The sequence below is a fragment of the Epilithonimonas sp. genome, assembly GCF_056329745.1.
This window is the reverse complement of record NZ_JBWEYV010000024.1, coordinates 25203-50971: the sequence shown is the minus strand read 5'-3', so window position 1 is coordinate 50971 and position 25769 is coordinate 25203. Positions and strand designations below refer to the sequence as shown.

Genomic DNA, 25769 nt, shown 5'->3' with positions numbered 1-25769 from the left:
ACCCAATCTCACAAGCTGATTTAGTATGTAGTTAAGTTATGACCTCTATAAATTTATTATCAATTTTTTTAGTAGCTTTATCTGTCAATTACAGTGCGCAGGTAGGGATCAATACCAATCCGCCACATCCCTCGGCAGCATTGGATATGTCCGACAGCAAACGTGGTTTTTTACCACCAAGGGTTGTATTAAGCCCAACGTCCGAAAACCCCTTTAATCCCATTACAAATCCTGCCGACGGATTACTGGTATACAACAAAACAGCAAGTACCTCTTTTCCTGCAAAATATTATTATAAATACGGCACGAGCTGGATACCTTTTGGGAATGGGAATGAAACCTACAAAAATGCAACATCCCTTGGGATAAGTGCTTCGACATTAGGCTATGCGCCACGCATCCTGACCTCTACAGCAGATGTACCCAACTCATTGAATGTTTCTGGTGTTATATCTACCAAATCTAAATGTGCTGCGTTTAATGGTCACACATACTGCTCTTTTAACCTCAATAATGGAGTAACATGGGAACAGGCCTTCAATATTGGTAAAGTATATGGCGGCTACTTGCCTGTAATTACTACCAATGACGAATGGAATTTTATTAAAACCAACCTGCTGGATGGGACAGGCAACAGTAACCATGACAGTTGGATTGGCTTTAATTATGTTCCTTTTAAAGGAAACGCAGGAGCTTACACCTGGATTACTGCTGAAAAATCTATGGTTAACTGGTCAACATCTTCCAGTGAAACCAATTTTGCAACGGATCAGCCCGCCGCTTATGACTCTAGCGGGAATGTTGTGCCTACAACACCAGGTTGTATTAAAATAGCAAACAGTACAACCAACAGCAATAGACAATGGTATAAAGACAACTGCAGCAACACCGCAAATTTTGATTTTATCATCATTGAATTCCATAACAACTAATTTGATAATGCATGAAAAATATATATTTATTCCTTAGCCTTTTTCTTTTTGGAATGATTAGCGCACAAGTCCAGATCAACGTGCCGGCAGGTAGTGAAGAAATGTCTGCAGATTTACAACTAGATGCCAGCAATCAGGGAGTTATTCTGCCACGTGTTGCTTTATCATCTACAACCGTATCATCACCGGTAAGCAATCCAAAAGAAGGAATTATGGTTTTTAATACTCAAACTGTAGGAGACGTCACTCCGGGATATTACTATTGGAAGTTAAGCCCCACTCCACACTGGGTTTCTATGGGATTGACATCTACAAACACCATCATACAGCTTGTGGATCAAAATATCTTAGGATACAATCCAACAGCAGCCGGTTCTACAGCACCATCCAGCATTAGCTTTGGCGGTAATACGGCTACCAAACAACGATGCAAAAAATGGGAAAAAACAGCCGGTGGCAACGGACACAGTTACTGTGCATATACCATTGACAAAGTCACAGATTTTGGGACAGCTTTCAACATGGCACAGAGTACAAATGGTTACCTTCTTACCGTAACTTCTCAAAACGAATGGGCTTTTGTACTGGATAACATTATTAATGACGGTCTTGGATTGGGAGGATCTGTGCTTAATCAAAAAATATGGATAGGTTATGTAAAAGTAAGAAGGCCGGGTAATAACAGCTGGGTCAATAAGTATGAGTTCATTACCGGAGAAACCTGGGATATGTTTTGGGCAAACTCCGCATCCACACAGGATCATTTTGCAACAGGGCAACCGGCGGACGCCACAACTGACAATACCTCAAAATGCTCATACATTGCCAGCAGCGCAACCAACAGTTCACGTCTTTGGTATTCTGATACCTGTAGTACCACTACAAATTACACCAATTTAATCATTGAATTCACAAACTAAAATGATGAAAAACAAATACTTTTTTAGCATAGCAATTCTTTTAATTTCTTACGCACAAGTCTATTCTCAAAATAAAAATGTAGGAATAGGAACAGAAACCCCAGACCCATCGGCTGTTTTGGATGTGGTGGCCACAAACAAGGGTTTTGAAGGCCCTAATGTAGCATTATTAAGCCGTACTGATAAACTGACAATTCCGCTTCCTGCAGACGGGCTGATAGTTTTTAACACCACCACTCTCAGTGGCGATACAGATACAGAACTAAAACCAGCCTACTACTATTGGAAAACCAACAAATGGTATCCATTTGCCGATGACACGGAAGTAAATGTTATTACCAATGGCGTTTTCCCTACCTTTTTGGGTTATGTTGCCAACGGAACACATAATGATTCTTCTTTTTCAGACAACGGAATCACTTTAACCGGGCTGGGTTGTAAACAATGGACGAAGGCGAGCGGAGGTAATGATCATTGGTATTGCGGCTACAGAAAAGGAGTTGTGAATGACAGCAATTACAATGCGGGGATGACCTGGTCACAGGCATTCAGTGCGGCTAAAAGCAGAGGCGGCTATCTCGCCACTTTTACATCAACTGATGAGTGGAACTGGGTTAGAACCAACTTGATAGAAAATACGACAGGATACAACCTTGCCAGCCACATTTGGATAGGTTATAATAAAATCAAATATTCCGGGAATACTACAGAGTTTACATGGATAACTGGGGAAAAATCAAGAGTCAGCTGGGGAACTGTAGCATCTCTACCCTATATGCAACATTATTTTTCTCTAAACCCTAATAATCCTACCGAGCCTAATAATCAAGGAGGAAACGAAGGTTGTACACATGTCACCTCCGTTAGTTTGGGAAGACAAAGAACTTGGAATGACTTTGCATGTACAGCTGGCGGGTCTGGTGGATGGGGAGGATCGTTTTCTGAAATAATTATAGAATTCGAGCAATAATGATTCGCTCTTGGCATATTGAATTATTTTAAAAATGAAGCAAGGCGCTATCATTAATGATGAAATTTTTATGATGGGATTTCTGATTTATATAAATTTGTTGCATCAAAAAGTAACTTGTAAAATTTACTAAAACTAGATCAATTAAGAATTTACAAATCTTTTAAATAAATCGTAAAAATGAAAAACAAGCTTATAGCACCTTCCCTTTTGTCTGCTGATTTTGGAAACCTGCAGAGAGACATAGAGATGCTAAATCATTCTCAGGCAGACTGGCTTCATGTAGATGTGATGGATGGGCGTTTTGTTCCCAACATTTCTTTTGGATTTCCCGTGATGAAAACGATCCAGCAGCACGCCAAAAAATTTGTGGACGTCCACCTGATGATTGTAGAACCCGAAAAATATGTAGAAGAATTCATAGAACACGGCGCGGACCTTGTCTCCGTCCATTATGAGGCATGTACGCATCTGCACCGGGTGATTCACCAGATTCAGAACAAAGGCGCAAAAGCGGGTGTTGTACTTAATCCTGCTACGCCTGTTTTGCTTTTGGAAGACATTATCTCTGATGTGGATTTGGTTTTGCTGATGAGTGTCAATCCCGGATTTGGCGGGCAAAAATTTATCGATAATACTTATAAAAAAATCAGTGAGACTAAAGATTTGATTTTAGGGAACAATTCTACAGCACTGATTCAGGTAGATGGCGGCGTTAATCTGGATAATGCCTCAAGGCTTTTTGATGCCGGTGCAGACGTTTTGGTTGCAGGTAATGCTGTTTTCTCATCAGAAAATCCTGAAAAAACCATAGAACTCCTGAAAATCTAAATAATGGGGAGCTTCATCCCGCTGTCCATTGTATCTTTTTTATAATGTTACAGAGCATTTGTCAAAAAAAGGATGTTATAGAGCACAATTACAAAAAAGGATGCCGTTAACATCGGGGCCAGTTCCAGAAAAAACGGAAAAAGCTGTCAAAATCTGACAGCTTTTTATGTATGACATTTCCGGGAAATGTATTAGAAAATCTCTCTTCCTGAAAAATGGAACTGAGCTTCTATAAGCGCATTTTCATCAGAATCAGAACCATGAACCGCATTCTCTCCAATGCTTCTTGCAAACATTTTTCTAATCGTACCTTCAGCAGCTTCGGCAGGGTTTGTAGAACCAATCACAGTTCTGAAATCTTCTACCGCATTATCCTTTTCCAATACTGCAGCCACAATTGGCCCTGAAGACATAAAATCTACCAACTCCCCATAGAATGGTCTCTCCGCGTGAACTTCATAGAATTTTTTAGCATCTGCTACCGTCAATTGGGTTAATTTCAGAGCTTTGATTTTAAAACCAGCTTCGCTGATTTTTCCAAGAATCGCACCAATATGTCCATCAGCTACAGCATCTGGCTTAATCATGGTAAATGTGATTTTTCCTGACATTTTAAATTTATTTTTTAGAACTGCAAATTTACAATATTTTTTCCTTAATTTTGTCAACGGAAATTCTTTTCAAAAGAGTCGATTTATTGGCACAGTATTTGTTTCAATACTATTGATTCTCATGTTTAATTTGAGTTTTCATGGTTATTAGTTTTTACCCCAACTTCGGTTGGGGTTTTTTTGTGGAATCAATTAGTTAGATAAAACAAATGCGCCAAACTAACTATGTCTTGGCGCACTGAAATTTATTGCTGTGAAATCCAATTTACTCGAACAGATCCACCATTTCTGGATTGGCAACCGGATACTTCTCTGTAAAGCAACCAAAGCAATGGTTTGGTGAGCCCAGTATGTTAATTAAGTTGTCAACGGTCAAAAACTCAAGACTGTCAACATCCAGATATTTCCTTAATTCTTCTTTGGACATGTTGGCAGAGATGAGGTCATCCTTGGTAGGTGTATCGATACCTAAAAAGCAAGGTGCAACAATTGGTGGGGAAACACTCCTAAAGTGTATCTCCTTAACTCCAGCATTTTTAAGAATCTTAACCAGTCGTTTGGATGTCGTTCCGCGTACAATTGAATCATCTATAATAACCACTCTTTTATCCTTCATTTCAGAAATAATAGGATTGAGTTTAAGGTTTACAAAATGTTCCCTCATCTCCTGAGACGGGATAATAAATGACCTTCCAATATATCTGTTTTTGATCAAAACTGGGCGAAAAGGTATGCCTGATGCTTTGGAAAAACCGATAGCCGCAGGAACGCCCGAGTCCGGAACGCCGATAACAATATCCGCTTCCACAGGTGCTTGTTCCCAGATTTTCATCCCCGATTTTTCACGAACTTCGTGCACGTTAATACCCTCCAATGTGGAGTCCGGTCTTGCAAAATAGATGTACTCAAATGCACAAATTTTATTCACACAATCTTCTTTTACAAGGTAAGATTGCAAACCTTCTTCATTATCGCTGGTATAAACAATTTCGCCAGGTAAAATATCCCTCACGTATTGTGCGCCAATCCCATCTAATGCGCAGGTTTCCGAAGCGACCACAAAAGTATTCTCGTCAATAGCTCCCAAAACCAAAGGCCTGATTCCGTTAAAATCTCGGAAAGCGAAAAACTTGTTTCTGGTGATCCCAACCACCGAATAAGCACCTTCTATCTTCTCCATCGTTGCTTTAATAGCGCCTCGCAGACCAAGATCCAGATTTTTCTGAATCAGTCTTAAAATAACCTCGGTATCCGAAGTTGCGCGAAATACCACACCTTCGTCCTCCAACTCTTTCCTGAGTTGCTTGGCGTTGGTAAGATTCCCGTTGTGCGCAATGGATAGGATGATCTGGTCATACTCATTCTTGGCAAAAAACGGTTGAAAATTATATTTCTTTTTATCTCCTGCAGTTGTATAACGTGTATGGCCGATGACAGAACTTCCCATAAACTGCTCGGGCTCCCCAATCGTTTTAAAAACATCCAAAACCAAACCCTCATCTTTCACAGAAAATATCTTTCCCTTGTTACCCACTGCTATACCGCAAGCCTCCTGACCGCGGTGCTGTAAGGCAAAAAGACCAAATTGTGAAAGGGAAAACGTATCCTGTTTTTCATCAGAATGCAATCCAAAAACGCCACACTCCTCTTCCATTTTATCAAAAGGGTAATTTCCTAATTCTTCTTTGGAAAGGTGCTTGCTGTCTTCAAAATCCTGATATCTGTTCTGGAAAGCGTATTTTGGTAATGTGCTATATTGTTGAAATTCTAAATCCATTCTACTGTTTCTCGGATTTTATTTTTCTAAAGCTGTTCGTAATCTGTTATAAATCTCGACATAAGCTTCGGTGATTTCTCCCAAATCTCTTCGGAACCTGTCCTTGTCAAGTTTTTTCATTGTGTCCTTATCCCAAAGCCTGCAAGTATCAGGAGAAATTTCGTCTGCCAAAACAATTTTACCATCCGATGTTTTTCCCAATTCTATTTTGAAATCAACAAGGATTACGTTCATTTTGTCAAATAATGATATAAGCAGTTGATTAATTTTATCGGTCAAGGCATACATTTCCTTCAGCTCATCAAAGCTTGCAGCACCTAAAAAAACCGCCTGATAATCATTAATTAATGGATCTCCCAATTCGTCTTTTTTGTAGCAGATGTCAAAGATCGTTACCGGAGATTTGGTACCTTCTTCCACGCCCAACCTCTGAGCCATACTTCCTGCGGCGTAATTACGCACCACCATTTCCAACGGAATAATGTCTACTTTTTTTACCAGCTGCTCTCTGTCATCCAATTTTTGAATAAAGTGCGTTGGAATACCGTTCTCTGCAAGATAACCGAAGATTAATGTAGAAATAGCGTTGTTCAGTTCGCCTTTTCTGTCAAACTGCCCGCGTTTTTGGGCATTGAAAGCGGTTGCGTCATCTTTGTAACGCACCACCACTTCATCAGGCTTGTCTGTAGCAAAAACCTGTTTAGCCTTACCTTCGTAAAGCATTTCTTTCTTTTCACTCATAATTACTTTCATTTTATTAAACAAGACATTGGATCACCAATTTCTGATTAAACTTTTTACAATTAGATTTATGCACAAATTTACGAATTTTATATTTCTTTTTGATGGGATTATTAATTGTGTAAAATTTGTTTGTGCCACAAGAATCGAGGTATTAATTTTGTTAAAGAAAAACAGCTAAAAGGATTATGCAGACAACATTTGGAGATAAAGTGATTGAGTTTAACAAAAATTTAAATTATACCGGATTACTGCCGGATGGCTTTAGGGTTCTCAATCCTTACCTAGACAATCCCGAAACGCTGGATGTGATGCAACAGTTTTACCACAAATATTATAATGATGTGAAACCACGGAAATTCATTGTAGGAATCAACCCTAGCAGGCACGGCGCAGGTGTAACGGGCATTCCCTTTACCGACACAAAACGGCTGAAAGATGTTTGCGGAATTGAAATGAAATCTGCCCACACCCACGAAGTTTCCTCTGTTTTCATTTATGATATGATTGCGGCATTTGGCGGTGCGAAAAAGTTTTACAGCAAATTCTATATCAACTCTCCTTTTCCACTGGCGATTATCAGAAAAAATAAAGACAACAGTTGGGTGAACGCTAATTATTATGATGACAACAGTCTCTTTGCCATGGTTAAAGATTTCATGATTCAATCTTTAAAGAAACATATCGACCTGGGACTGGATACATCCAGAGTTTTTGTATTGGGCAAGAAAAATGCAGGTTTTATCCAAAAGCTTAACCATGAAGCTCATTTGTTTGATCAAATCGAAATACTGGAGCACCCGCGTTATATACAGCAATACAAATCAAAAGAGAAACAACTTTACATTGATAAGTATATATTAACCCTAAACGGAATGGATAATGATCTTTTATAATTATTAATTAACCAGAACAATGAAAACAAAATTTAAAATTGGCGATAAAGTCAGTTGGAACTCAGAGGCAGGACATGTTTCGGGAACGATTATAAAAATACATACAACCAATTTCAATTACAAAGGTTACACCCATCACGCCACCGAAACAGAGCCTCAATATGAAATTAAAAGTGATAAATCTAACCATATAGCCGCCCACAAAGACTCTGCCTTGACTAAAATCTAAAGGTTTAACAAATCGCGCAGGTGGCGATCTACCTCCTCCAAATAATCTTTATCCATGCCAAATAAAGCCAGATGTCCCCAAATGCTCTTAAGCGGGCGCAACTCACTGTTCGGGATCAGTTCCTGCTCTAGTTGACAGTCATTTTGTATAAAAAACATGTCGTGGTCAATTGGCATCACAAATACTTTAGCTTTTACGCGGCCTAGTGCGGCAGCCAAATCGCCACCGGTGTTTCTGCTTACGTCGCCACGCTGCCATTTCCAGGCACAGGTTTGCAGTACATTGGGATCCATCACGGCAAAATATTCTTCGGTAAAGCCCTTTGTAAAAGCCTCAGCCGTGTCAAAACCTAATGCTTTATAAGCTTTTTGGCGGAACATTTCTGGAGAAAAACCCATCACATTCCAAATATTACCCTGGCGTTTAAGAGCAGGTACCATAGCCGCTTGGTCTGTATAGAAGCCATCTTTAAAATTAGGATCTGACGAAATGGTGTCAATCAGCGTCTGTGTAAAGATGAAATCGTGTTCACTGTTTTTGGCGTAGCCGGCAATAGGTGCTGCTTTTCTCATAAAATCAGGAAAGCGGACGATCCACTCATAGGTTTGCTGTGCGCCCATAGAACCACCCACAACCAGCTCCAATTGCTGTATCCCAAAATGTTGCGTCAAAAGCTGGTATTGTGCCTTAACATCATCTTCTATCCTAACTTTTGGGAAATGACCGGCATGGATGGGTTTCGGCGCATTGTTTGCCGATGTAGAAAGACCGTTGCCAATCTGGTTGACAAGAATGATAAAATACTTTGCCGAATCCAAGGCACGGCCTTCACCAATGTAAACATCTTCCCATATTTTTGTAGTACCACTATACCATGTGGGGATTAATATAGCATTGGATTTATCGGCATTCAGCGTGCCGCGGGTTCTTACTGCCAGTTGCAGATCCGGGATGATTCCACCTTCGCTCAGTTTGAATTCGCCCAGCGAAATCAACTCAAAATCACCATGATGCTCTCTATTGTAAAATGTGTTTCCTGTATTCATACGTTTTTTAAGTTTATCTCTGTTTTAAAAATAATAAAAAATCATAAAATAGAAAACCAGCTTAAAACCATTGCGTCATAAACCGGTCAAACGCTGATGCAGAACAAGAAATCCATCATATCAGGTATTACTCCGGCGGATAAAACCCACAGATTTTATCCCTTAATATATTCCCGAAGGTAAGGTGCCGTCACACTATTTTGCTGATTAACAAAATCTGCCGGGGTGCAGGCCGCCACCACTTTGCCGCCATGCCTTCCCGCACCGGGTCCTATCTCTATAATCCAGTCACTTTGTGCTATAATCTGCAGGTCATGCTCCACCACAATGACGGTGCTCCCCGCCTGTGCCAAGTTCCTAAGTTGCTGCAACAGGCGGTCTGTATCTGCAGGGTGCAGGCCGGTGGTTGGCTCATCCAAAACGTATAATGTTCCTTTGTGCTGTGTTTTTTGCAGTTCGGTTACCAGCTTGATGCGTTGTGCCTCGCCGCCGGAGAGTTCCGTTGCGGGTTGCCCCAGTTTAAGGTAGCCCAACCCCAGATCAGATGCTACCTGAAGACCCCGCGAAATAACTGGCTCATCCTGAAAAAAAGCCAGAGCCTCTTCTACAGTTAAGCCCAGTACGTCGGCAATATTCTTATCCTTGTATTTAACCTGCAAAACCTGTTGGCTGTACCTGCTGCCATGGCACTCCGGGCAGGGCGTATAGACACTGGGCAGGAACAGGAGCTCTACCATCACCATGCCTTCCCCTTTACAGCGCGGGCAACGGCCTTTGGCCACATTAAATGAGAACCAGCCGGCGTCGTAATGCTGTTGGCGGGCTTGGGGAGTGGCCGCGAATATTTTCCTGATCCCGTCGAATATGCCACTGTAAGTTGCCAGGTTAGAGCGTGGTGTGCGGCCTATTGGTTTTTGGTCTATCGGTACCAGCCTGCGGATCAGGTCCCTGCCTGCGGTCACTGTCCCGGTAACAGGTTTTTGCTCATTCTCGGCAAGCAGCAGGCTGTCGGTTTCATTATCTTCTTCGTCTGCTGTGGCATTCATCCTGTCATTTAATAAATTAACCAATGCCTGGCTCACCAAGCTGCTTTTACCCGAGCCCGATACGCCGGTAACGCTGGTTAATACCCCCAGAGGGAAATCAACATTAATATCATTCAGGTTATTATGGGAAACATGCTCCAGCTTTAGCCAGCCTTCCGGGGTGCGGGGCTTATTGTTAAGGGTATGGGGCTTATCATAAAGGTATTGCCGCGTAACAGAATTGGTAACATCCTGCAGGCCTTCTGCATTACCGCTGTATAGTATTTCACCACCATGCTGGCCAGCCCCCGGCCCTACATCTACAATCCAGTCGGCATGGCGGATAACGTCTGTCTCATGCTCTACTACCAGGATAGAGTTGCCGCCTTCCTTCAGCTGGTCCAGTGCTTTTAGCAGTTCGTGGGTATCGGCTGGGTGTAGGCCAGCAGAAGGCTCATCCAGCACATAAACCACACCAAAAAGGTTAGACCTAATCTGTGTTGCCAGCCGCAGCCGTTGCAGTTCGCCGGGAGAGAGCGAGGGTGTACTCCTGCCAAGGCTTAGATAGCCGAGTCCCAGGTCTATAATAATCTGCATCCGGGATGCAAGGTCGGCTGCTATACGCTGTTTTACCACCACACGCTCCGGTGATTGGTTGTTTTTACCCGTAGGGTTTCCGCCTGCATCCTTGCGGAACAGCTCATAAAGATCTTCGACAGGCAGGGCGGACAGTTCTGTAATATCCATCCTGTGATAGGTAACAGCCAGGGCATCCTTCCTCAGCCTTTTGCCGTGGCACGTAGGGCAAACAGTGCTTATCATAAACCGGCTGACGCGGTTTTTCATCAGCTGGCTCTGGCTATTGGCAAAAGTCTGCATGATATAGCGTTTGGCTCCTGTAAAAGTCCCCATGTAGGACGGTTTGCGTTTTTCTTCGATGGCTTGTTTTACTTCCTGCGGAGACAGCCTGGGATAGACAGGCATCACAGGTTGCTCATTGGTATAAAGGATAAAGTCGCGCTGCTTTTTGGGTAGGTCTCGCCACGGGATGTCCACATTATAACCCATGGAAATAAGGATGTCTCTAAGGTTTTGCCCCTGCCATGCCGTGGGCCAGGAGGCTACAGCACGCTCCCGGATGCTGAGGCTGTCATCGGGAACCATAAGCTTTTCCGATACTTCATAGATGCGCCCCAGGCCATGACATCTGGGGCAGGCACCCTCCGGGGTGTTGGGCGAAAAGAACTCTGCATGCACAGTTGGCAGGCCAGGAGGATAATCCCCGGCACGCGAATAGAGCATCCGGAGAAGGTTGGAAATGGTAGTAACGCTGCCTACGGATGACCGGCTGCTAAAAGCCCCACGCTGCTGCTGTAGGGCAATTGCGGGTGGCAGGCCAGTAACCTCATCCAGATCCGGCACCTGCATCTGATTAAACAGGCGACGGGCGTATGGAGATACCGACTCCAGGTAGCGGCGCTGCGCCTCTGCGTAGAGTGTCCCAAAGGCCAGGGAGGATTTGCCAGAGCCGGAAACGCCGGTAAATACAACCAATGCATCCCGCGGGATACTTACATTGATATTTTTTAGATTATTCTCGCGGCCGCCTTTCAGTGTTATGAATCCATTGTATTCTTTTTGATTGCTGTTGCCCATCGTTATTTTATCTGAACCCAAAAGTTAGCATTAGTCACGCAAACAAGCAAATTTTATGGTGAAAAAGTGGAGGCTTTTAAATGGTTGATCGTAGCTTTAAGGCATAAGAATTCATGGTTCTACCAAATATTTCTAATTCCACCTGAAGAAATAGAAAGTCAATTTTTTTAAGTTTACCATTAAAATAAATTGGACTTAAAGAAATAAAAGTTTCTAATATATAATTAGTTCTAAACAAAAAATATCAAAAAAGGAGCAGATTTACAGGATATTAGATAAATTTTGCTCTATAAATAAAATGCTAATGAAAGTTGAATAAATTTCTAGCTTAATGCGTACGACCGTTACATTTAATGAAAATTACACTTGGAGAATAAATCTTAAAATATTTTCTAAAGGATTTACTATCTTTTTTAATTATTTATAAAACTATTTTTTGGTTAGTTTTGCTAGGTAAGAATCCTCATCCTGCAAGACTTTTTCTATATTAAAGTTGTTCTGTTCTGCGGCATTCTTCAGCGTATTATAATCTAAATACAGCCATTTAATAGGATCTTCCGACTCGTTTTTATAATGGACGATGTAATCCAGGTCGCCATAATAGCCGTCTGCCGGAATGAAAACGCCACCATCTTCATCGGTATCAAACATATATAAAATATCTGTACTATCAATCAAGATTTGGCCATCTTTATTGAGTAAACTGTTTAATTTCTGAAGATAAATATCAATCACATTCAGGCTTTGAAAAATCCCAGTTCCATTCATCAACAAAAGAATCGTATCGAATGTTTCCGCCGAAAATTGCAGCAGATTGTCTGAATAAGCTTTTCTGACACCGCGTTCTTTACAAATTTCTATTGCTTTTGGGGAAATATCAATGGCAGTAACATCCAATTTCAGTTCATCCTGAAGATACAAGGCATGAGAACCGGCTCCTGCCCCCACATCCAAAACCTTTCCTGAAGACAGTTTCAAGGCTTTTTGTTCGATTTTATTCATCGAGGCGAAATCGCGAAAGAGGTATTTTACCGGTAATTCATCCAGCTCTGATATGGATGTTTCTGTCTGCAGGTCTGCGGAATTTTTTTGATGATAAAAATCCCAAATCGCCTGCCCCATTAGATCTTTCATAATTAATCTCTGATTGTACGTTTCTAATATTTTACAAAGATAGGTACAATTTGCTGTTAAGTTTTAACGAAGGGCAAAACCCATAGCCCCGATAGAAACGGCATCCTTTTTTGCGGCATGGAAAAAGCCAAGGCAGCAAAAAAGATACAGTGGATAGCGGGAATAGCTCCAAAAAAATAATTGAGATATTATTTTAACTAGAACTGGCCACCTCCCAAAGCTCTATAAAATTCGGTGACGGCTCTCAATTGCTGAAGCTTATCGTTGACTGCCGATAATTTTGCCGCTAGAAGGGATTGCTCCGATGTTAAAACATTGACATAATTAACATGTGACGAGTAGGTTAGCAATTCTTTATTAAATTCTAGAGCCTTTTCCAAAGATTGTATCTGTAATTGTCGCGTATCTTCTTTTTCTTTGGCTTTTTGATAAGACAATAAAGCATTTGAAACCTCGGATCCGGCCGTGAGTAACGTTTTCTCAAATGTATAATAAGCCTGCATTTTACGGGCCTCCATCACTTTAACCTGGGTTTTCCTATTGCCCATTTGGAAAATATTTTGTGTAAGCGTACCGCCCACTGTATAAAACAGGGAGTTGGTAAAGAAATTTTCCAAAGTTCTGGAGGATAAGCCTAAAGTCCCTGTAATACTAAACGTGGGATAAACCTGTGCCAAAGCCATATTTTTGTTTTCAAATGCCTGACGGAAGGTTAATTCTGCCGCCTGAACATCTGGTCTGTTTTTTAACAGAGATGTGGGCACGCCGGTTTTGAGGTCGGTATAAATCTGTTGGTCATCCAGTCTGTTTCTTTCCACAGCCTGTGGATTATCATTCATCAAGATACTCAAGGCATTTTCGGTTTGCTGAATCTGCAATTCCAAATCGGGGACTGATAACTGTGCAGAATATAGGTTGGCCTTGCTTTGCTCTACATCGGCACCTGTAAGATAAGCCGCCGTCATGAGTGCCTGCACAGTTTCAACATCTTTTTTCCTAAGCTCGATGGTTTGTTTTGTAATTTCAAGCTGTTTGTCCAGCGACAGCAATTGATAATAAAAGCTGGCAGCCTGCGCCACAAGTTGTGTCTGAACGGCTCTTTTAGCGGCATCGGTTTGTAAAAATCCCGCATAAGCTGAACGTTTTAATGATGCAATCCTGCCCCAGATATCCACTTCCCAACCGGTGGAAATTCCCAATTGGTAATTTAGCAAATCCGGCATTACAAATGTGTTTGCCTGCGCAGCAGAACTATTTTTGGTTTCCTTAATTCCCGCAACGGCATCTAAGCTAGGAAGATTCTGAAGTTTAGATTGCTTAAAAATAGCATCGGCTTCTTGAATTTTTGCCACTGCCACCTTAAGATCCAGATTATTGGCAATTGTTTTACGAATAATATTTTGAAGTTTATTATCTGTAAAAATTTGATTCCATGACACATTGGCAACAGAAAGACTGTCTGAACTGGTTTTCTCCCGGAAAAGATTCTGACGCGACTGCTCTATTTTTGGATTCTGATAAGTTTCGGTGACTTTACACGAATGAAAAAAACCAGCAACGCCTGCTAATAGGATTAAATTTGATATTCTAATTTTCATCTGATTACAACTTGTTTTTGGTTATTCGCTTAGTTCACCTTCGTATTTATCCAGATCTTTTTTACCACTCACTTTCTCCTGCAGATACATAAACACCGCAAACAGAATTGGAATAAAAAATACACCAAAAATAGTCCCGAACAACATCCCTCCAATCGCACCAATGCCAATTGACTGGTTACCGACAGCACCTGCCCCGGTAGAAATGGCCAATGGAATCAATCCAAATATGAATGCAAAAGAGGTCATAAGAATTGGCCTAATCCTCTGCTTGGCACCACTAATCGCAGCATGGGCAATGGTGTAGCCTTTTTTCCTAGCATCCAAGGCAAATTCTACAATAAGGATGGCATTTTTGGCTAGTAACCCAATCAACATAATAAGAGAGATCTGGGTATAAATATTATTTGAGCCACCAATCCAACTGCTAAACATCATTACACCAGCCAAACCAACCGGTAAAGACAACATCACAGCAAAGGGTAAAAGGTAGCTCTCATACTGCGCTGCCAATAGAAAATAGACAAATACACAACACAGTATAAATATATAAACTGTCTGGCTTCCTGCAGTTACTTCTTCTCTTGTAAGGCCGGAAAACTCGTAGCCATAACCTTGTGGTAATGTTTGTTTGGCAACCCTCTCTACTGTACTGATTGCATCCCCAGAAGAGAATCCCGGGTTGGGAGTACCATTCAGAGAAATAGCTGTAAATAAGTTAAATCTGCCAACAGTTTGTGGCCCGTACACTTTTTTTGCGGTAATAAAACGGCTAAGCGGTGCCATCTCACCTTTGGAATTACGGACCTTAATCATATTAAAACTTTCAAGATTTTCTCTATCCTGAAAAGGTGCCTGATAAATAACCCTATATTGTTTACCAAACAAATTGATATTGGATGAGTACACTCCACCATAATAACCTTGCATTGTACTTAAAAGATCCGACACTGAAAATCCTGCTGCCTTGGCTGTAGGCACGTCAATATCAATCATATATTGAGGATAATTGGGATTAAAGGATGTAAAAGTTTTCTGAATCTCGGGTTGCTGATTCATTTTATCAATAAAATCATTAGTCACCTTGTTGAGATCTGAGATACTTCCCCCCTTCTGATCCTGTACCTGCATTTCAAAACCTGCCGCATTACCAAAACCTTGAAGAGTTGGGCGACCAAAGAAAGTCATTTTAGCATCCTTGATACCGGCTGTTTCCTTATACATTCTGGCAACAAATGATTGTAAATCCGAGCCTTTTGCTGTACGGTCTTTCCAATCTTTTAGTTTTACAATCAACATCCCATTGTTGGAACCTGTTCCGCTGATCATCCCTCTACCCGATACTTTGAAAATATGCAACACTTCGGGTTGCTTTTTTACAATGTTTTCAACTTTGGCCATGACTTCTTTGGTTCGGTTTTCATTAGAACCAATCGGCAAGGAAATATCCATAAAAATTCCGCCCATATCTTCACTGGGTACAAAAGATTTAGGTGTTGTATTCATTAGCCAAACAAAAATTGTCGCAAACACGGCGAGTCCTGCAAAAGCCATCCATTTCTTTCTGAGCAGAAAAAGAATGCCTCGCGAATACCTTGCCACAAATACATCAAAAACGGTATTGAAATTATCAAAGAAACGCTGTAAAAAGTTCTTTTTCTTATCCTCGTGTGAATGTGGTTTTAAAAAGATGGCACACAAGGCGGGGCTTAGTGTTAAAGCATTAACCGCTGACAATACGATAGAGATAGCCAGAGTAAGACCAAACTGCTTGTAGAAAACACCCGCAGATCCTGATATAAAACTTACCGGGATAAAAACCGCCGCCATCACCAACGTTATACTGATAATTGCACCACTAATCTCGTCCATAGCACTGATACTGGCTCTGAGTGGTGACTTTTCACCTTGTTCCAATTTACTGTGAACCGCTTCAACCACCACAATCGCGTCATCCACCACAATACCAACAGCCAAGATTAATGCAAACAGGGTTAAGAGATTGATGGTAAAACCAAATATATCCAGAAAAAAGAATGTACCCACAATAGCTACCGGAACCGATATGGCCGGTATAAGCGTAGACCGCCAGTCCTGCAGGAATAGGAACACCACGATAAAAACCAATATAAATGCTTCAAAAAGGGTATGAATCACCTTTTCTATAGATGCATCCAAAAAATCATTGGCATTAACGAGTGCTTCATATTTGATACCCTTTGGGAAAGAGGCTTGTGCTTTATCCAGTACAGCAATAGATTGATTAATAACATCTTGGGCATTGGATCCAGCCGTCTGAGCGACCGCCATCCCTATCGCCGGATAACCGTCGGTAGCACTACTGCCCGTATAATCCTGGGCGCCCAACTCTACTCTTGCAACATCTTTTAGTTTAAGGATTTGTCCATTTTCCGTTGCCTTCAGAACAATATTATCAAACTCCGGAATTTGTGTCAGCCTTCCTTTATACTTGAGGGTATAACGAAAACTCTGGCTACTTTCGTCACCAAGACTTCCGGGGGCGGCTTCTATATTCTGTTCTGCTAAAACACTGCTGATATCCGAAGGTACAAGACCATAGCTGGCCATTTTGTTGGGATCTAGCCAAATCCTGATGGAATAGTCCTTTGCTCCAAATACGGTAACATCACCCACCCCGGTTACACGCTTAATTTGTGGTACAATATTGATGTTGGCATAATTCTGCAAAAATGTCATGTCATAAGCAGGATTCTGGCTGTATAAAGAAAAGATCAATACATTGGAACTTTGTCTCTTGGTCACAGTAACACCCGCCTGCGTTACTTCTTTCGGTAGTAGCGAATTTGCTCTCGATACCCTGTTCTGAACGTTTACAGCAGCAATATCCGGATTGACGCCTTGCTTGAAATAAACCGTCACCGAACCGGTACCATCATTGGTAGCAGTGGATGTCATATAGGTCATACCTTCTACCCCGTTTATCTGCTCTTCCAGTGGTACAATCACACTTTTGAGAATCACGTCTGCATTAGCCCCCATATAACTGGCATTAACGACCACTGTTGGTGGCGCAATATCCGGATACTGAGAAACAGGCAATGTAACGATTCCCAAAACACCGAGAATAACGATAATGATAGAAATAACCGTGGATAAAACGGGACGTTCTATAAATTTTTTAAACATATATCCAATAGTTTAAAGAAGATTAAAAACCCATCAAACAACGTTTTAATTCCTCTAAATATTAATAAATAAGGCTAAGATTATTTTTTGTTGAGCACGCTCTGTAAACTGGTTTCTTTCGGAACTACCTGTGTATCATCTTTGAGAAGTCCTATGCCTTCTACCACAATTTTGTCTCCTTTTTTAAGGCCAGAAGTTACAGCGTAGGTTAAACCATCCGGCAAATCCTCAACTTTAATTTCGGTTGATTTGACTTTATTATTGTTACCAATCAGGTAAACAAATACTTTGCCCTGAAGCTCATAAGTTGCTGCCTGTGGAATGATAATCACATTTTCCAGATTATTCGGTAACTGAATGGTGGCACTGTAACCGCTTCTCAGAAGCCCCTGCGGGTTGGCAAATGTAGCTCTCATAGAAAAAGAGCCCGTATTAGGGTCTACAAGTCCGCTAATAGATTCTATTTTGCCCTTTTGATCATATTTGCTGCCATCAGATAACACCAGATCTACAAGAGGTGAGTTTTTAATTTTATCCTGAATAGTGGCTCCGGGAGAATGTTTGAAAAACTCCAGCTGCTGTTTTTCATTAATAGAGAAATAAGCATAGATGCTGGAAATATTAGAGACAGTGGTCAACGCTTGAGCTGTAGAACTACTAATGTAGCTACCGGCTTTATAAGGCAGCGTTCCCACAACACCGCTTACAGGGCTGTATAACCTAGTATATCCTTGGTTGACCTGAGCATTACTCAACTGCGCCTGAGTCTCTGCCAAGGCAGCTTTAGACGATTTAAGAGCTAACTCTGCCGCCTGCAACTCGTAAGCGGAGATAATTTTTTTATCTACAAGAGGTTTGGTTTTTGTCACCTGCATCTGTGATGTTGCCACCTGAGCCTTGGCACTGTTAACCGCTGCCTGAGCTGCCAGTACAGACTGTTCATACTGAGGATTTCTTATCAAGAATAGCAATTGTCCTTTTTTAACCTGGCTGCCTTCATCCACATAGATCTTCTCTACAAAACCATCAATTTTTGGCCGGATTTCTACATTTTCTACACCTTCAAGCCGGGCTGGGTATTGCGTAAGATTTTCTGCTGGGCCACTATTTGCAACAATATATTGGTATGGTTGGGGCGGCAATTCTTTAGTGTTATCTTTCTTTTCTGACTTGGAACAGGCAGTTAAGAGACTTAAAACAACAAAAAAACTAAGCGCGGTATTCCTCATAGATACTATTTTTAAGATGTATATTTCAAACAAACGTTCAAATTTATTGATTAATTATAAAACGGATGTTATGTCTTTACTTATAAAATCTATCAAATATAATCAACAAAAACTATTATTATTGATATCCAATACCTTAAAAATTAATTTTAAAGAAAAATTAACATGTAAATCAAACAAATGTTTGACTGAATATAAAGAAATTAATGTTAACTCTTACGAACCACCGGTAAGATCTCACTTCTGTTTAATCCAAATTTACTGGATTCGGCCTCAGTAAATTTTTGTGAGTAATAATTGATTTCTACATCAAACCCAACACTTTGCAGGCGGTCAAAATAATCCATGCCATACCAGCGGACATGATCATATTGCCCAAAATGCTTTTGCCGCTCTTTGGGATCTGTAATGCTGAAATCTTCATAAGTATGTGCCAGAGAATTTTTCATGGGAACCTGTAGAATTCCCCAACCACCAGGCCTCATCACACGATACAATTCCGACATTGCCTTTCGGTCATCCACTATATGTTCCAAAACGTGGTTACAGATGATAACGTCAAAACTATTATCCGCAAAAGGTAGATCCAGAATATCCGCCTTCACATCCACGATTGGTGAAAAAAGATCGGCCGAAGTATAATCAAGGTTGGGCATTTTCTTGAACCGACGCAGAAATTCCTGCTCCGGCGCAATGTGCAAAACCTTTAAGTTATCCGTAAAAAACTTGGTTTCATTTTGAAGGTACAACCACATTTGCCTGTGCCTCTCCAAAGACAATGTCCCCGGTGATAAAGCGTTGGCGCGCTGCTTACCGTATCCATAAGGCAAAAACTTACGGTATGACCTTTCATCAATGGGGTCATAAAAATTATTGCCTCTAAAAATCTGATAAATAACAGGCCTTGCCAGGATACTTAGTTGGATAAGTGCAGGCCTCGGAATGCTGTTTAAAAGAAATTTGGCGAGTTTTTTCAAGGTTTTACGGAAAGATTAATCTGATTAAAAATCAATCTGAAAAGCTTTTTCCTCATCAGACTCAATTCCCAATGCATCGTAGATATATTGGTAAGTGGACAAGAGAACGGGTTTCCCAGCAATGATGCACACGTCATGCTCAAAGTGTGCAGAAGGCTTGTTATCTGCGGTAGTCACCGTCCAGCCATCCCTATGGAATTTTACTTTCTCTGTTCCCAAGTTAATCATTGGCTCTATCGCCAGGGCAATACCGTCTTTCAAGACTTTACCGCTTCCGCTTCTGCCATAGTTGGGAACCTGAGGATCTTCGTGCATTACACGTCCTACACCATGACCAACAAGCTCACGCACCACGCCATAACCTTCTTTTTCACAATAGCTTTGGATAGCGTAAGAAATATCGCCAACGCGCTTACCACGCACGCACTGCTCAATACCTTTGTACAAAGATTCTTTGGTCACTTTCAAAAGTTTTTTGACTTCTGGGGCAACTTCACCCACTTCGAACGTGTAAGCATGGTCGCCCACAAACCCTTTCCAGTCCACACCACAGTCTACAGAAAGAATCGTACCCTCTTCCACAGGTGCAGCATTGGGAATACCATGAACCACTTGCTCGTTTGGAGAAATACAAAGTGAAGCCGGAAAACCGCCGTAGCCTAAGAATGCTGGCTCAGCACCATGATCTTTGATAAAATCATGTGCCAGTTTATCCAAATATAGTGTTGTAACACCTGGTTTGATCTCTTTGGCGAGCATCCCCAAGGTTTGTGATACCAATCTTGCACTTTGCTTCATTAAGCGAAGCTCTTCTATTGTTTTTAACTGAATCATTTTTTTTGAAATATTGATTGAAAGATAGTAGATGACAGATTTGGATATCTTTTATCCAGCGCTCAATTATCTGTAAGTCTAAAACTTTACCAGAATAGACCTTTTTTCTTTTCCTTTTTCATTTTGGAGTAGGCATGAACCTCTCCGCCAGCCACCTGAAACTCTATTCTTTCGGTGATGATCTGATAGATCTCTCCCCAGCCGGGAAAGCCACCCAAATTACGGTCATCTATAAAAAGATCGGCATCAATCTTTCTGGATTGTGTCTCAGAATCAAAAATCTCGCCTTCAAAACTAGAATTAACGGCATAAAACTCTACCCCGTTTTTTCTACAAAACTCGATGGCCTCTTCCAGAGTCTTGCCATGCCTGTAAGTCCATAGTATCAGGCGGTAGCCCTCACTCTGAAGTTTTTTGAGCGTTTCAAACGCAAATGTTTTTGCTTTTCCAATGCCCGGGTATGCATCATCTACTACGGTACCGTCAAAATCGATTGCAAGTTTTTTGTTACTTTTTATCATGGCTGTATTATCGCTAAAATGAAGATGCAAATATACAAATTATCTCACTTCAACATATCAATAATGACATAATAAAAATTGCGCCCTAGTGGCGCAATCATTTAGCTTTTAACCCATTTGAAACTGTACGGCAGTTGCGGCGTGGCAATCCTGTCCGAGATCCTTTGCAGCCTATCCGGCAGCTTCATAACATAATCCCTTGCCCTTTCGGCTTTGTCGTTCAGGTTTTTGAGACTGTCGATTTTCCATTCATCAATCAGGTCTTTAAAGATATTGATATAATCCTGAGCGGTATAAACCATCGCCCTTTGTGCCGCATCGGAAAAATGTTCCCAAAGTTCACCGGCTTTCTGCCCGGATTCTCTCAGTAAGTGAGCCGGCATAACGATTTTGCGGCGCATCATGTCTTCAAAAGCAAGCATCATCCCGCTGGCATCCATATCAAAAATCCTTGATGCAAAATCTTTGTAAGCTTTGGCATGGCGCGCTTCATCGGCAGCAATCACTCCGCACATCTGCGCCAGTTTTTTATTACCAGACTGCTTAGCCAACGTCCCTACCCTGCGGTGCGAAATATTGGTAGCTGTCTCCTGAAAACTGGTGTAAACAAAATTCTTATAAGGGTCTGAACTGGTACCAATGTCAAAACCGTCATTAATAAGATGGTGCGTGGTAATCTCCATCTCGCGCATGTTCACGCGGCCACAGAGATACAGGTACTTCCCCAGAAGGTCGCCATGGCGGTTCTCTTCTGCAGTCCAGGATCTTATCCATTGCGTCCAGCCGACATTTTCTTTTTGGTTAACGCCATCCAGATCCATCAACCAGGATTCGTATGTGGGTAATGCTTCTTCGGTAATACAATCGCCAATAAGGGTTACAAAAAGGTCATAAGGCATCTCTCTGGCAAATGTCTGAAGTTCCTCGATCTCATCTTTAAAATTATCACTGGAACTGTCGGGCAAAAAATCAGAGGGCTGCCATATTTTCTCTATCGGAGTAAGATAAGAACTGATGAACTCAGGCATATTCTCCTCCAAAGTTTTCATAACTTCTAATTGCAATTGTTTCTCGTGCATCTATTAATTTGATTTAAAGCACAAAACTAAACATTAAATACTATTCAATGCATAATTTTATGATTTTTAACTTTTATATGACACAAGCCGTTAAAAAACCGGCTTGTTATCATTTTAATTTGATTTAGTATTGGTTTTAGCTTACCAGCACATCACCCGTCATCTCTTCAGGGATATCTACGCCCATCACTTTGAGGATGGTAGGTGCCACGTCACCCAGCTTGCCGGGTTTCAAATCCCAAGTATGATCTTTATCCATCACGATAAACGGAACCAGATTGGTAGAGTGTTGCGTATTAGGCGTACCGTCTGGGTTTATCATCACATCAGAATTACCATGATCTGCCAAAATAAACACAGCATAGCCATGTTCATAAGCAGCGGTTGCCACCTTTTGGATGCAAGCATCTACCGTTTCCGCTGCTTTTACCGCTGCCGAAAAAACACCAGTATGTCCTACCATATCAGTATTAGCAAAGTTGAGGCAAACAAAATCTGCAGACTCGTTTTCCAATTCTGGGACGATGGCATTGGTAATATCGTAGGCAGACATTTCCGGTTTCAGGTCATAGGTTGGGACATCTTTCGGACTTGGGCACAGCAACCTTCTTTCCTGCACAAACTCTGCCTCGCGGCCACCGGAGAAGAAAAATGTAACGTGAGGGTATTTTTCGGTCTCAGCAATCCTGATCTGGGATTTGCCTGCAGCTTCCAAAACCTCGCCCATTGTTTTTTGCAATACATTTTCATCAAAGACCACACGCACATTCTGGAACGTTTTATCATAATTGGTTAATGTAACATAATAGAGGTCCAGCTTTTTCATCCCATACTCCGGCAGGTCTTGCTGAGACAGCACTTCTGTAATCTCGCGGCCCCTGTCTGTACGGAAATTAAAACAAATGACAACGTCCTGATCCTCTATCTTGGCAACCGGCAAGTGGTTTTGTACCACAACAATTGGCTTGATAAATTCATCGGTAACATCTTCATTATAAGAATCCTGAATAGCCTGCACGGGATCTTTGGTTTCTTTGCCAATGCCGTTTACCATCACATCATACGCCAGTTTTACACGTTCCCAGCGCTTATCACGGTCCATAGCATAGTAGCGCCCAATAAGGGATGCCAGCTTACCGGTTGTGGCATTCATATGATGTATAAGATCTTCTATAAACCTTTTTCCCGAATGCGGATCGCAATCCCTGCCATCTGTAAACGCATGCACAAAAACGTTATCTGTAAAACCAAATTCATGCGCTGCCGTCAGAAGACCCTTTAGGTGATTGATATGCGAATGCACACCACCATTGGAAACCAACCCAATGAAATGCACTTTTTTATTATTTGCCTTGGCATATTCAAAAGCGGACTGAATCACAGCTTCCCTTCCCAAGCTACCGTTTTCTACCGCCATATTGAGCTTAACAAGATTTTGGTAAACCACGCGGCCAGCCCCCAGATTCATGTGTCCCACTTCAGAATTCCCCATTTGCCCTGCCGGCAAACCTACTGCCAGGCCACTGGCCTCCAAGGTTGTATGAGGAAAAGTTTTAAGGGCATAATCTATAAAAGGCGTATTGGCCTGAGCCAGTGCGGAAACTGCGGGATTAGGACCCAAGCCCCAACCGTCTAATATTGCAAGAATTGCTTTTTTTGACATTTCGATTTTAATTTTGTTATTACAAATTTACAAAATGAAAAAAGGACTAGGGAATTTTGATGTTTATTTTTTCTCCAATTAATAATGTTTATTTAATCAAAGGGGAGTATAAATTATTATTTTTTCAATAATATTATTAGTGAATGCTTTTGAGCCTTCTATTTTATTTAAAAATCAAACAGAACCAAAGCCCAACAAATTTTTATTGGAGTTGGTTTTGAGAGTATTTCTCTCGATGCACCACCATAAATATCGTATTATAATTGGTAATCAGGTTTCTTAATATGATTACTATATTTTAAAAATTATAATCAATTACCCAAATTACTTTTTTCAATTTAGCAAATATGCTTACCTTTAAAACCCTTTTTAAAAAATCAAAAATGGACTTAAGAGACCAACTGAAAAACCTTTTCCCGGAGCATGAAGAGCAGGATTTTGAAATGCCAAAAGAAGCTTTTAAACAGAAAGAGCCTCTGGTTTGCAAATTCGAAAAGAAAGGCAGAAACGGCAAACCTGTTACCCTGATAGAAGGCTGGGAAGGCGATGATGAAGGCCTGAAGCAGATCTCAAAAAAAATAAAAACAACCCTGGGAATTGGCGGCTCGGAGAAAGACGGCGTCATCATCATCCAGGGGGACAACCGGGACAAAATTATGGCTATCCTAAAGGACTTGGGCTACAAAACCAAACGTGTAGGCGGTTAAGAATTAATGATCGATAACTGATGAATGATTTACACAATGGCGGAGACCTCCCCATCATCATTATTGGTGCCGGCCCCGCAGGGCTGATGGCGGCGCAGACCCTTGCCGAGAGATGCCACAAAGTTGAAATCTATGAGCAGAACAAAGCCGCGGGAAGAAAGTTTCTGGTAGCAGGCCATGGTGGTTTTAACCTCACGCACAGCGAAGGTCTGGAGACATTTGTCCAAAAATACGACGCACCACAGATCCGGAAGATCGTGAGTAGTTTTGATAATCAAAAGGTGGTAGATTGGCTTTCTGACTTGGGGATCAGCACTTATACCGGCAGCTCGGGCAAGGTTTTCCCAACCAAAAATTTTAAACCTATTCAGGTTCTTAGAGCCTGGCTAGACCGCCTGGATCAGCTGGGTGTGATCATCCATTACGAACATACTTTTGTTGATTTTGATGAAAAAACAGTCACCCTCAAAAATAAAGACAATGAGATTAAAATTGATTATCCAAAATTGATCCTCTCAATGGGTGGCGGATCCTGGAAAAAAACAGGTTCTGATGCAAAATGGTTAGAAATTCTGAAATCAAAAAACATAGACATTAACCCTTTGCAGGCGGCCAATTCCGGCTACAATACTGATCCTAAATTCCATCAGTTAGAAGGGCAATACCTGAAAAATATTAAAGTGACCTTTGATGGAAACGAAAAAACAGGGGAAATCGTTTTTACAAAATACGGCATCGAAGGAAGCCCCATCTATTACCTGAACCGTTTCATGAGACCGCATCCGTTCCCCCAAACGATCTACATAGACCTGAAACCCAAGCTTACCGAAACAGAAATCCGGGAAGCACTTATGGGCAAAAAGAATATTGCCCACGCGTTGAAACGGCAGTTAAAACTATCTACCACGGCACTCAACCTCCTAAAAACACTCAACAAAGAAAGCTATACCCATATCGGAACCCTGTCAGAAACCATCAAACACTTCCCGATAGAGGTACTCGCTTTCCGGCCAATCAATGAAGTTATTTCGACTTCGGGAGGTGTGTCTTTTTCTGCGTTAACCGACAGTCTGGCGCTGCGGGATTACCCCAACGTCTATTGCGCCGGAGAAATGACAGACTGGGAAGCCCCTACCGGCGGCTACCTTCTGCAGGCCTGTTTCAGCTCAGGGCATTGGGTTGCTGATGAAATATCGAATTCTTTAAACTAAATCAACCAAAAATT

The 25769-nt window shown here is 41.4% G+C and carries 22 protein-coding genes; 8 read left to right on the top strand and 14 right to left on the bottom strand.

All coding sequences use genetic code 11. From position 1 onward, the window contains the following. The first annotated feature begins 38 nt into the window (after positions 1-38). The 4 genes from AC00Y6_RS14355 (at position 39) to rpe (ending at position 3653) form a co-directional block, all read left to right on the top strand. Positions 39-932, top strand: coding sequence for a C-type lectin domain-containing protein (locus AC00Y6_RS14355; RefSeq protein ID WP_474491297.1), 894 nt, complete (start codon positions 39-41; stop codon positions 930-932). Between the two features lie 11 nt (positions 933-943). After that, a complete protein-coding gene (locus tag AC00Y6_RS14350) occupies positions 944-1852 on the top strand; it encodes a C-type lectin domain-containing protein (RefSeq protein ID WP_474491296.1) in 909 nt (302 codons plus the stop codon). 1 nt (position 1853) lies between these two features. Continuing rightward, positions 1854-2822 (top strand): C-type lectin domain-containing protein, encoded by a 969-nt coding sequence (locus tag AC00Y6_RS14345; RefSeq protein ID WP_474491295.1) that lies wholly within the window; start codon positions 1854-1856, stop codon positions 2820-2822. A gap of 180 nt (positions 2823-3002) precedes the next feature. Then, a complete protein-coding gene (gene rpe, locus AC00Y6_RS14340) occupies positions 3003-3653 on the top strand; it encodes a ribulose-phosphate 3-epimerase (protein ID WP_076783824.1) in 651 nt (216 codons plus the stop codon). 191 nt (positions 3654-3844) lie between these two features. Here rpe and AC00Y6_RS14335 read toward each other — a convergent pair whose 3' ends face one another. The 3 genes from AC00Y6_RS14335 to purC all read right to left on the bottom strand — a co-directional run bounded on the left by AC00Y6_RS14335 (position 3845) and on the right by purC (position 6782). Then, the gene (locus tag AC00Y6_RS14335) at positions 3845-4264 is read right to left on the bottom strand and encodes a nucleoside-diphosphate kinase (RefSeq protein WP_474491294.1); all 420 of its coding nucleotides are present in this window, start codon (positions 4262-4264) and stop codon (positions 3845-3847) included. 265 nt (positions 4265-4529) lie between these two features. Beyond that, positions 4530-6041, bottom strand: coding sequence for an amidophosphoribosyltransferase (gene purF / locus AC00Y6_RS14330; RefSeq protein WP_474491293.1), 1512 nt, complete (start codon positions 6039-6041; stop codon positions 4530-4532). An 18-nt stretch (positions 6042-6059) separates the two neighbouring features. Then, positions 6060-6782: a phosphoribosylaminoimidazolesuccinocarboxamide synthase gene (gene purC, locus AC00Y6_RS14325; RefSeq protein ID WP_474491292.1), complete on the bottom strand. Its 723-nt coding sequence runs from the start codon at positions 6780-6782 to the stop codon at positions 6060-6062. 188 nt (positions 6783-6970) lie between these two features. Here purC and AC00Y6_RS14320 point away from each other — a divergent pair, with 188 nt between their 5' ends. Then, on the top strand, positions 6971-7678 hold the full coding sequence (locus AC00Y6_RS14320; RefSeq protein ID WP_474491291.1) for an SMUG2 DNA glycosylase family protein: 708 nt from the start codon (positions 6971-6973) through the stop codon (positions 7676-7678). Positions 7679-7697: 19 nt separating this feature from the next. Next, the gene (locus AC00Y6_RS14315) at positions 7698-7907 is read left to right on the top strand and encodes a hypervirulence associated TUDOR domain-containing protein (RefSeq protein ID WP_474491290.1); all 210 of its coding nucleotides are present in this window, start codon (positions 7698-7700) and stop codon (positions 7905-7907) included. On the opposite strand, the gene AC00Y6_RS14310 is transcribed toward AC00Y6_RS14315, so the two are convergent. The 11 genes from AC00Y6_RS14310 to gpmI all read right to left on the bottom strand — a co-directional run bounded on the left by AC00Y6_RS14310 (position 7904) and on the right by gpmI (position 23837). After that, entirely contained in the window at positions 7904-8953 is a 1050-nt protein-coding gene (locus tag AC00Y6_RS14310) for an alpha/beta fold hydrolase (RefSeq protein WP_474491289.1), read from the bottom strand. The genes AC00Y6_RS14315 and AC00Y6_RS14310 overlap by 4 nt on opposite strands. Positions 8954-9108: 155 nt before the next feature. Continuing rightward, positions 9109-11655 (bottom strand): excinuclease ABC subunit UvrA, encoded by a 2547-nt coding sequence (uvrA, locus tag AC00Y6_RS14305; RefSeq protein WP_474491288.1) that lies wholly within the window; start codon positions 11653-11655, stop codon positions 9109-9111. A 408-nt stretch (positions 11656-12063) separates the two neighbouring features. Beyond that, complete coding sequence (locus tag AC00Y6_RS14300; RefSeq protein WP_474491287.1) at positions 12064-12768, bottom strand: class I SAM-dependent methyltransferase; 705 nt, start codon at positions 12766-12768, stop codon at positions 12064-12066. 197 nt (positions 12769-12965) lie between these two features. Then, positions 12966-14366, bottom strand: coding sequence for a TolC family protein (locus tag AC00Y6_RS14295; RefSeq protein ID WP_474491286.1), 1401 nt, complete (start codon positions 14364-14366; stop codon positions 12966-12968). Positions 14367-14387: 21 nt separating this feature from the next. Further along, the gene (locus AC00Y6_RS14290; protein ID WP_474491285.1) at positions 14388-17534 is read right to left on the bottom strand and encodes an efflux RND transporter permease subunit; all 3147 of its coding nucleotides are present in this window, start codon (positions 17532-17534) and stop codon (positions 14388-14390) included. 80 nt (positions 17535-17614) lie between these two features. Next, positions 17615-18763, bottom strand: coding sequence for an efflux RND transporter periplasmic adaptor subunit (locus AC00Y6_RS14285; RefSeq protein WP_474491284.1), 1149 nt, complete (start codon positions 18761-18763; stop codon positions 17615-17617). 209 nt (positions 18764-18972) lie between these two features. Further along, on the bottom strand, positions 18973-19740 hold the full coding sequence (locus AC00Y6_RS14280; RefSeq protein ID WP_474491283.1) for a methyltransferase domain-containing protein: 768 nt from the start codon (positions 19738-19740) through the stop codon (positions 18973-18975). A 24-nt stretch (positions 19741-19764) separates the two neighbouring features. Next, positions 19765-20574, bottom strand: coding sequence for a type I methionyl aminopeptidase (gene map / locus AC00Y6_RS14275; protein WP_474491282.1), 810 nt, complete (start codon positions 20572-20574; stop codon positions 19765-19767). An 86-nt stretch (positions 20575-20660) separates the two neighbouring features. Beyond that, the gene (locus tag AC00Y6_RS14270; RefSeq protein WP_474491301.1) at positions 20661-21092 is read right to left on the bottom strand and encodes a BT0820 family HAD-type phosphatase; all 432 of its coding nucleotides are present in this window, start codon (positions 21090-21092) and stop codon (positions 20661-20663) included. Between the two features lie 104 nt (positions 21093-21196). Further along, entirely contained in the window at positions 21197-22174 is a 978-nt protein-coding gene (locus tag AC00Y6_RS14265; protein ID WP_474491281.1) for an acyl-ACP desaturase, read from the bottom strand. Positions 22175-22310: 136 nt separating this feature from the next. Beyond that, positions 22311-23837 carry a 2,3-bisphosphoglycerate-independent phosphoglycerate mutase gene (gpmI, locus tag AC00Y6_RS14260; RefSeq protein WP_474491280.1) on the bottom strand — a complete coding sequence of 509 codons (1527 nt, stop codon included), beginning with the start codon at positions 23835-23837 and terminating at the stop codon, positions 22311-22313. 383 nt (positions 23838-24220) lie between these two features. On the opposite strand from gpmI, the gene AC00Y6_RS14255 reads away from it, so the two are divergent. Together AC00Y6_RS14255 and AC00Y6_RS14250 are read left to right on the top strand one after the other, a co-directional pair. Next, positions 24221-24544, top strand: a complete 324-nt coding sequence (locus AC00Y6_RS14255) for a translation initiation factor (protein ID WP_474491279.1) — start codon at positions 24221-24223, stop codon at positions 24542-24544. Between the two features lie 20 nt (positions 24545-24564). Then, the gene (locus AC00Y6_RS14250) at positions 24565-25755 is read left to right on the top strand and encodes a BaiN/RdsA family NAD(P)/FAD-dependent oxidoreductase (RefSeq protein ID WP_474491278.1); all 1191 of its coding nucleotides are present in this window, start codon (positions 24565-24567) and stop codon (positions 25753-25755) included. The last annotated feature ends 14 nt before the right edge of the window (positions 25756-25769 follow it).

Excerpts from the sequence above, each read along its gene's own strand:
- AC00Y6_RS14355 (WP_474491297.1), top strand. The coding sequence starts at position 39 with ATGACCTCTATAAATTTATTATCAATTTTTTTAGTAGCTTTATCTGTC.
- AC00Y6_RS14350 (WP_474491296.1), top strand. The coding sequence starts at position 944 with ATGAAAAATATATATTTATTCCTTAGCCTTTTTCTTTTTGGAATGATT.
- AC00Y6_RS14345 (WP_474491295.1), top strand. The coding sequence starts at position 1,854 with ATGATGAAAAACAAATACTTTTTTAGCATAGCAATTCTTTTAATTTCT.
- rpe (WP_076783824.1), top strand. The coding sequence starts at position 3,003 with ATGAAAAACAAGCTTATAGCACCTTCCCTTTTGTCTGCTGATTTTGGA.
- AC00Y6_RS14335 (WP_474491294.1), bottom strand. The coding sequence starts at position 4,264 with ATGTCAGGAAAAATCACATTTACCATGATTAAGCCAGATGCTGTAGCT.
- purF (WP_474491293.1), bottom strand. The coding sequence starts at position 6,041 with ATGGATTTAGAATTTCAACAATATAGCACATTACCAAAATACGCTTTC.
- purC (WP_474491292.1), bottom strand. The coding sequence starts at position 6,782 with ATGAGTGAAAAGAAAGAAATGCTTTACGAAGGTAAGGCTAAACAGGTT.
- AC00Y6_RS14320 (WP_474491291.1), top strand. The coding sequence starts at position 6,971 with ATGCAGACAACATTTGGAGATAAAGTGATTGAGTTTAACAAAAATTTA.
- AC00Y6_RS14315 (WP_474491290.1), top strand. The coding sequence starts at position 7,698 with ATGAAAACAAAATTTAAAATTGGCGATAAAGTCAGTTGGAACTCAGAG.
- AC00Y6_RS14310 (WP_474491289.1), bottom strand. The coding sequence starts at position 8,953 with ATGAATACAGGAAACACATTTTACAATAGAGAGCATCATGGTGATTTT.
- AC00Y6_RS14300 (WP_474491287.1), bottom strand. The coding sequence starts at position 12,768 with ATGAAAGATCTAATGGGGCAGGCGATTTGGGATTTTTATCATCAAAAA.
- AC00Y6_RS14295 (WP_474491286.1), bottom strand. The coding sequence starts at position 14,366 with ATGAAAATTAGAATATCAAATTTAATCCTATTAGCAGGCGTTGCTGGT.
- AC00Y6_RS14290 (WP_474491285.1), bottom strand. The coding sequence starts at position 17,534 with ATGTTTAAAAAATTTATAGAACGTCCCGTTTTATCCACGGTTATTTCT.
- AC00Y6_RS14285 (WP_474491284.1), bottom strand. The coding sequence starts at position 18,763 with ATGAGGAATACCGCGCTTAGTTTTTTTGTTGTTTTAAGTCTCTTAACT.
- map (WP_474491282.1), bottom strand. The coding sequence starts at position 20,574 with ATGATTCAGTTAAAAACAATAGAAGAGCTTCGCTTAATGAAGCAAAGT.
- AC00Y6_RS14265 (WP_474491281.1), bottom strand. The coding sequence starts at position 22,174 with ATGCACGAGAAACAATTGCAATTAGAAGTTATGAAAACTTTGGAGGAG.
- gpmI (WP_474491280.1), bottom strand. The coding sequence starts at position 23,837 with ATGTCAAAAAAAGCAATTCTTGCAATATTAGACGGTTGGGGCTTGGGT.
- AC00Y6_RS14255 (WP_474491279.1), top strand. The coding sequence starts at position 24,221 with ATGGACTTAAGAGACCAACTGAAAAACCTTTTCCCGGAGCATGAAGAG.
- AC00Y6_RS14250 (WP_474491278.1), top strand. The coding sequence starts at position 24,565 with ATGAATGATTTACACAATGGCGGAGACCTCCCCATCATCATTATTGGT.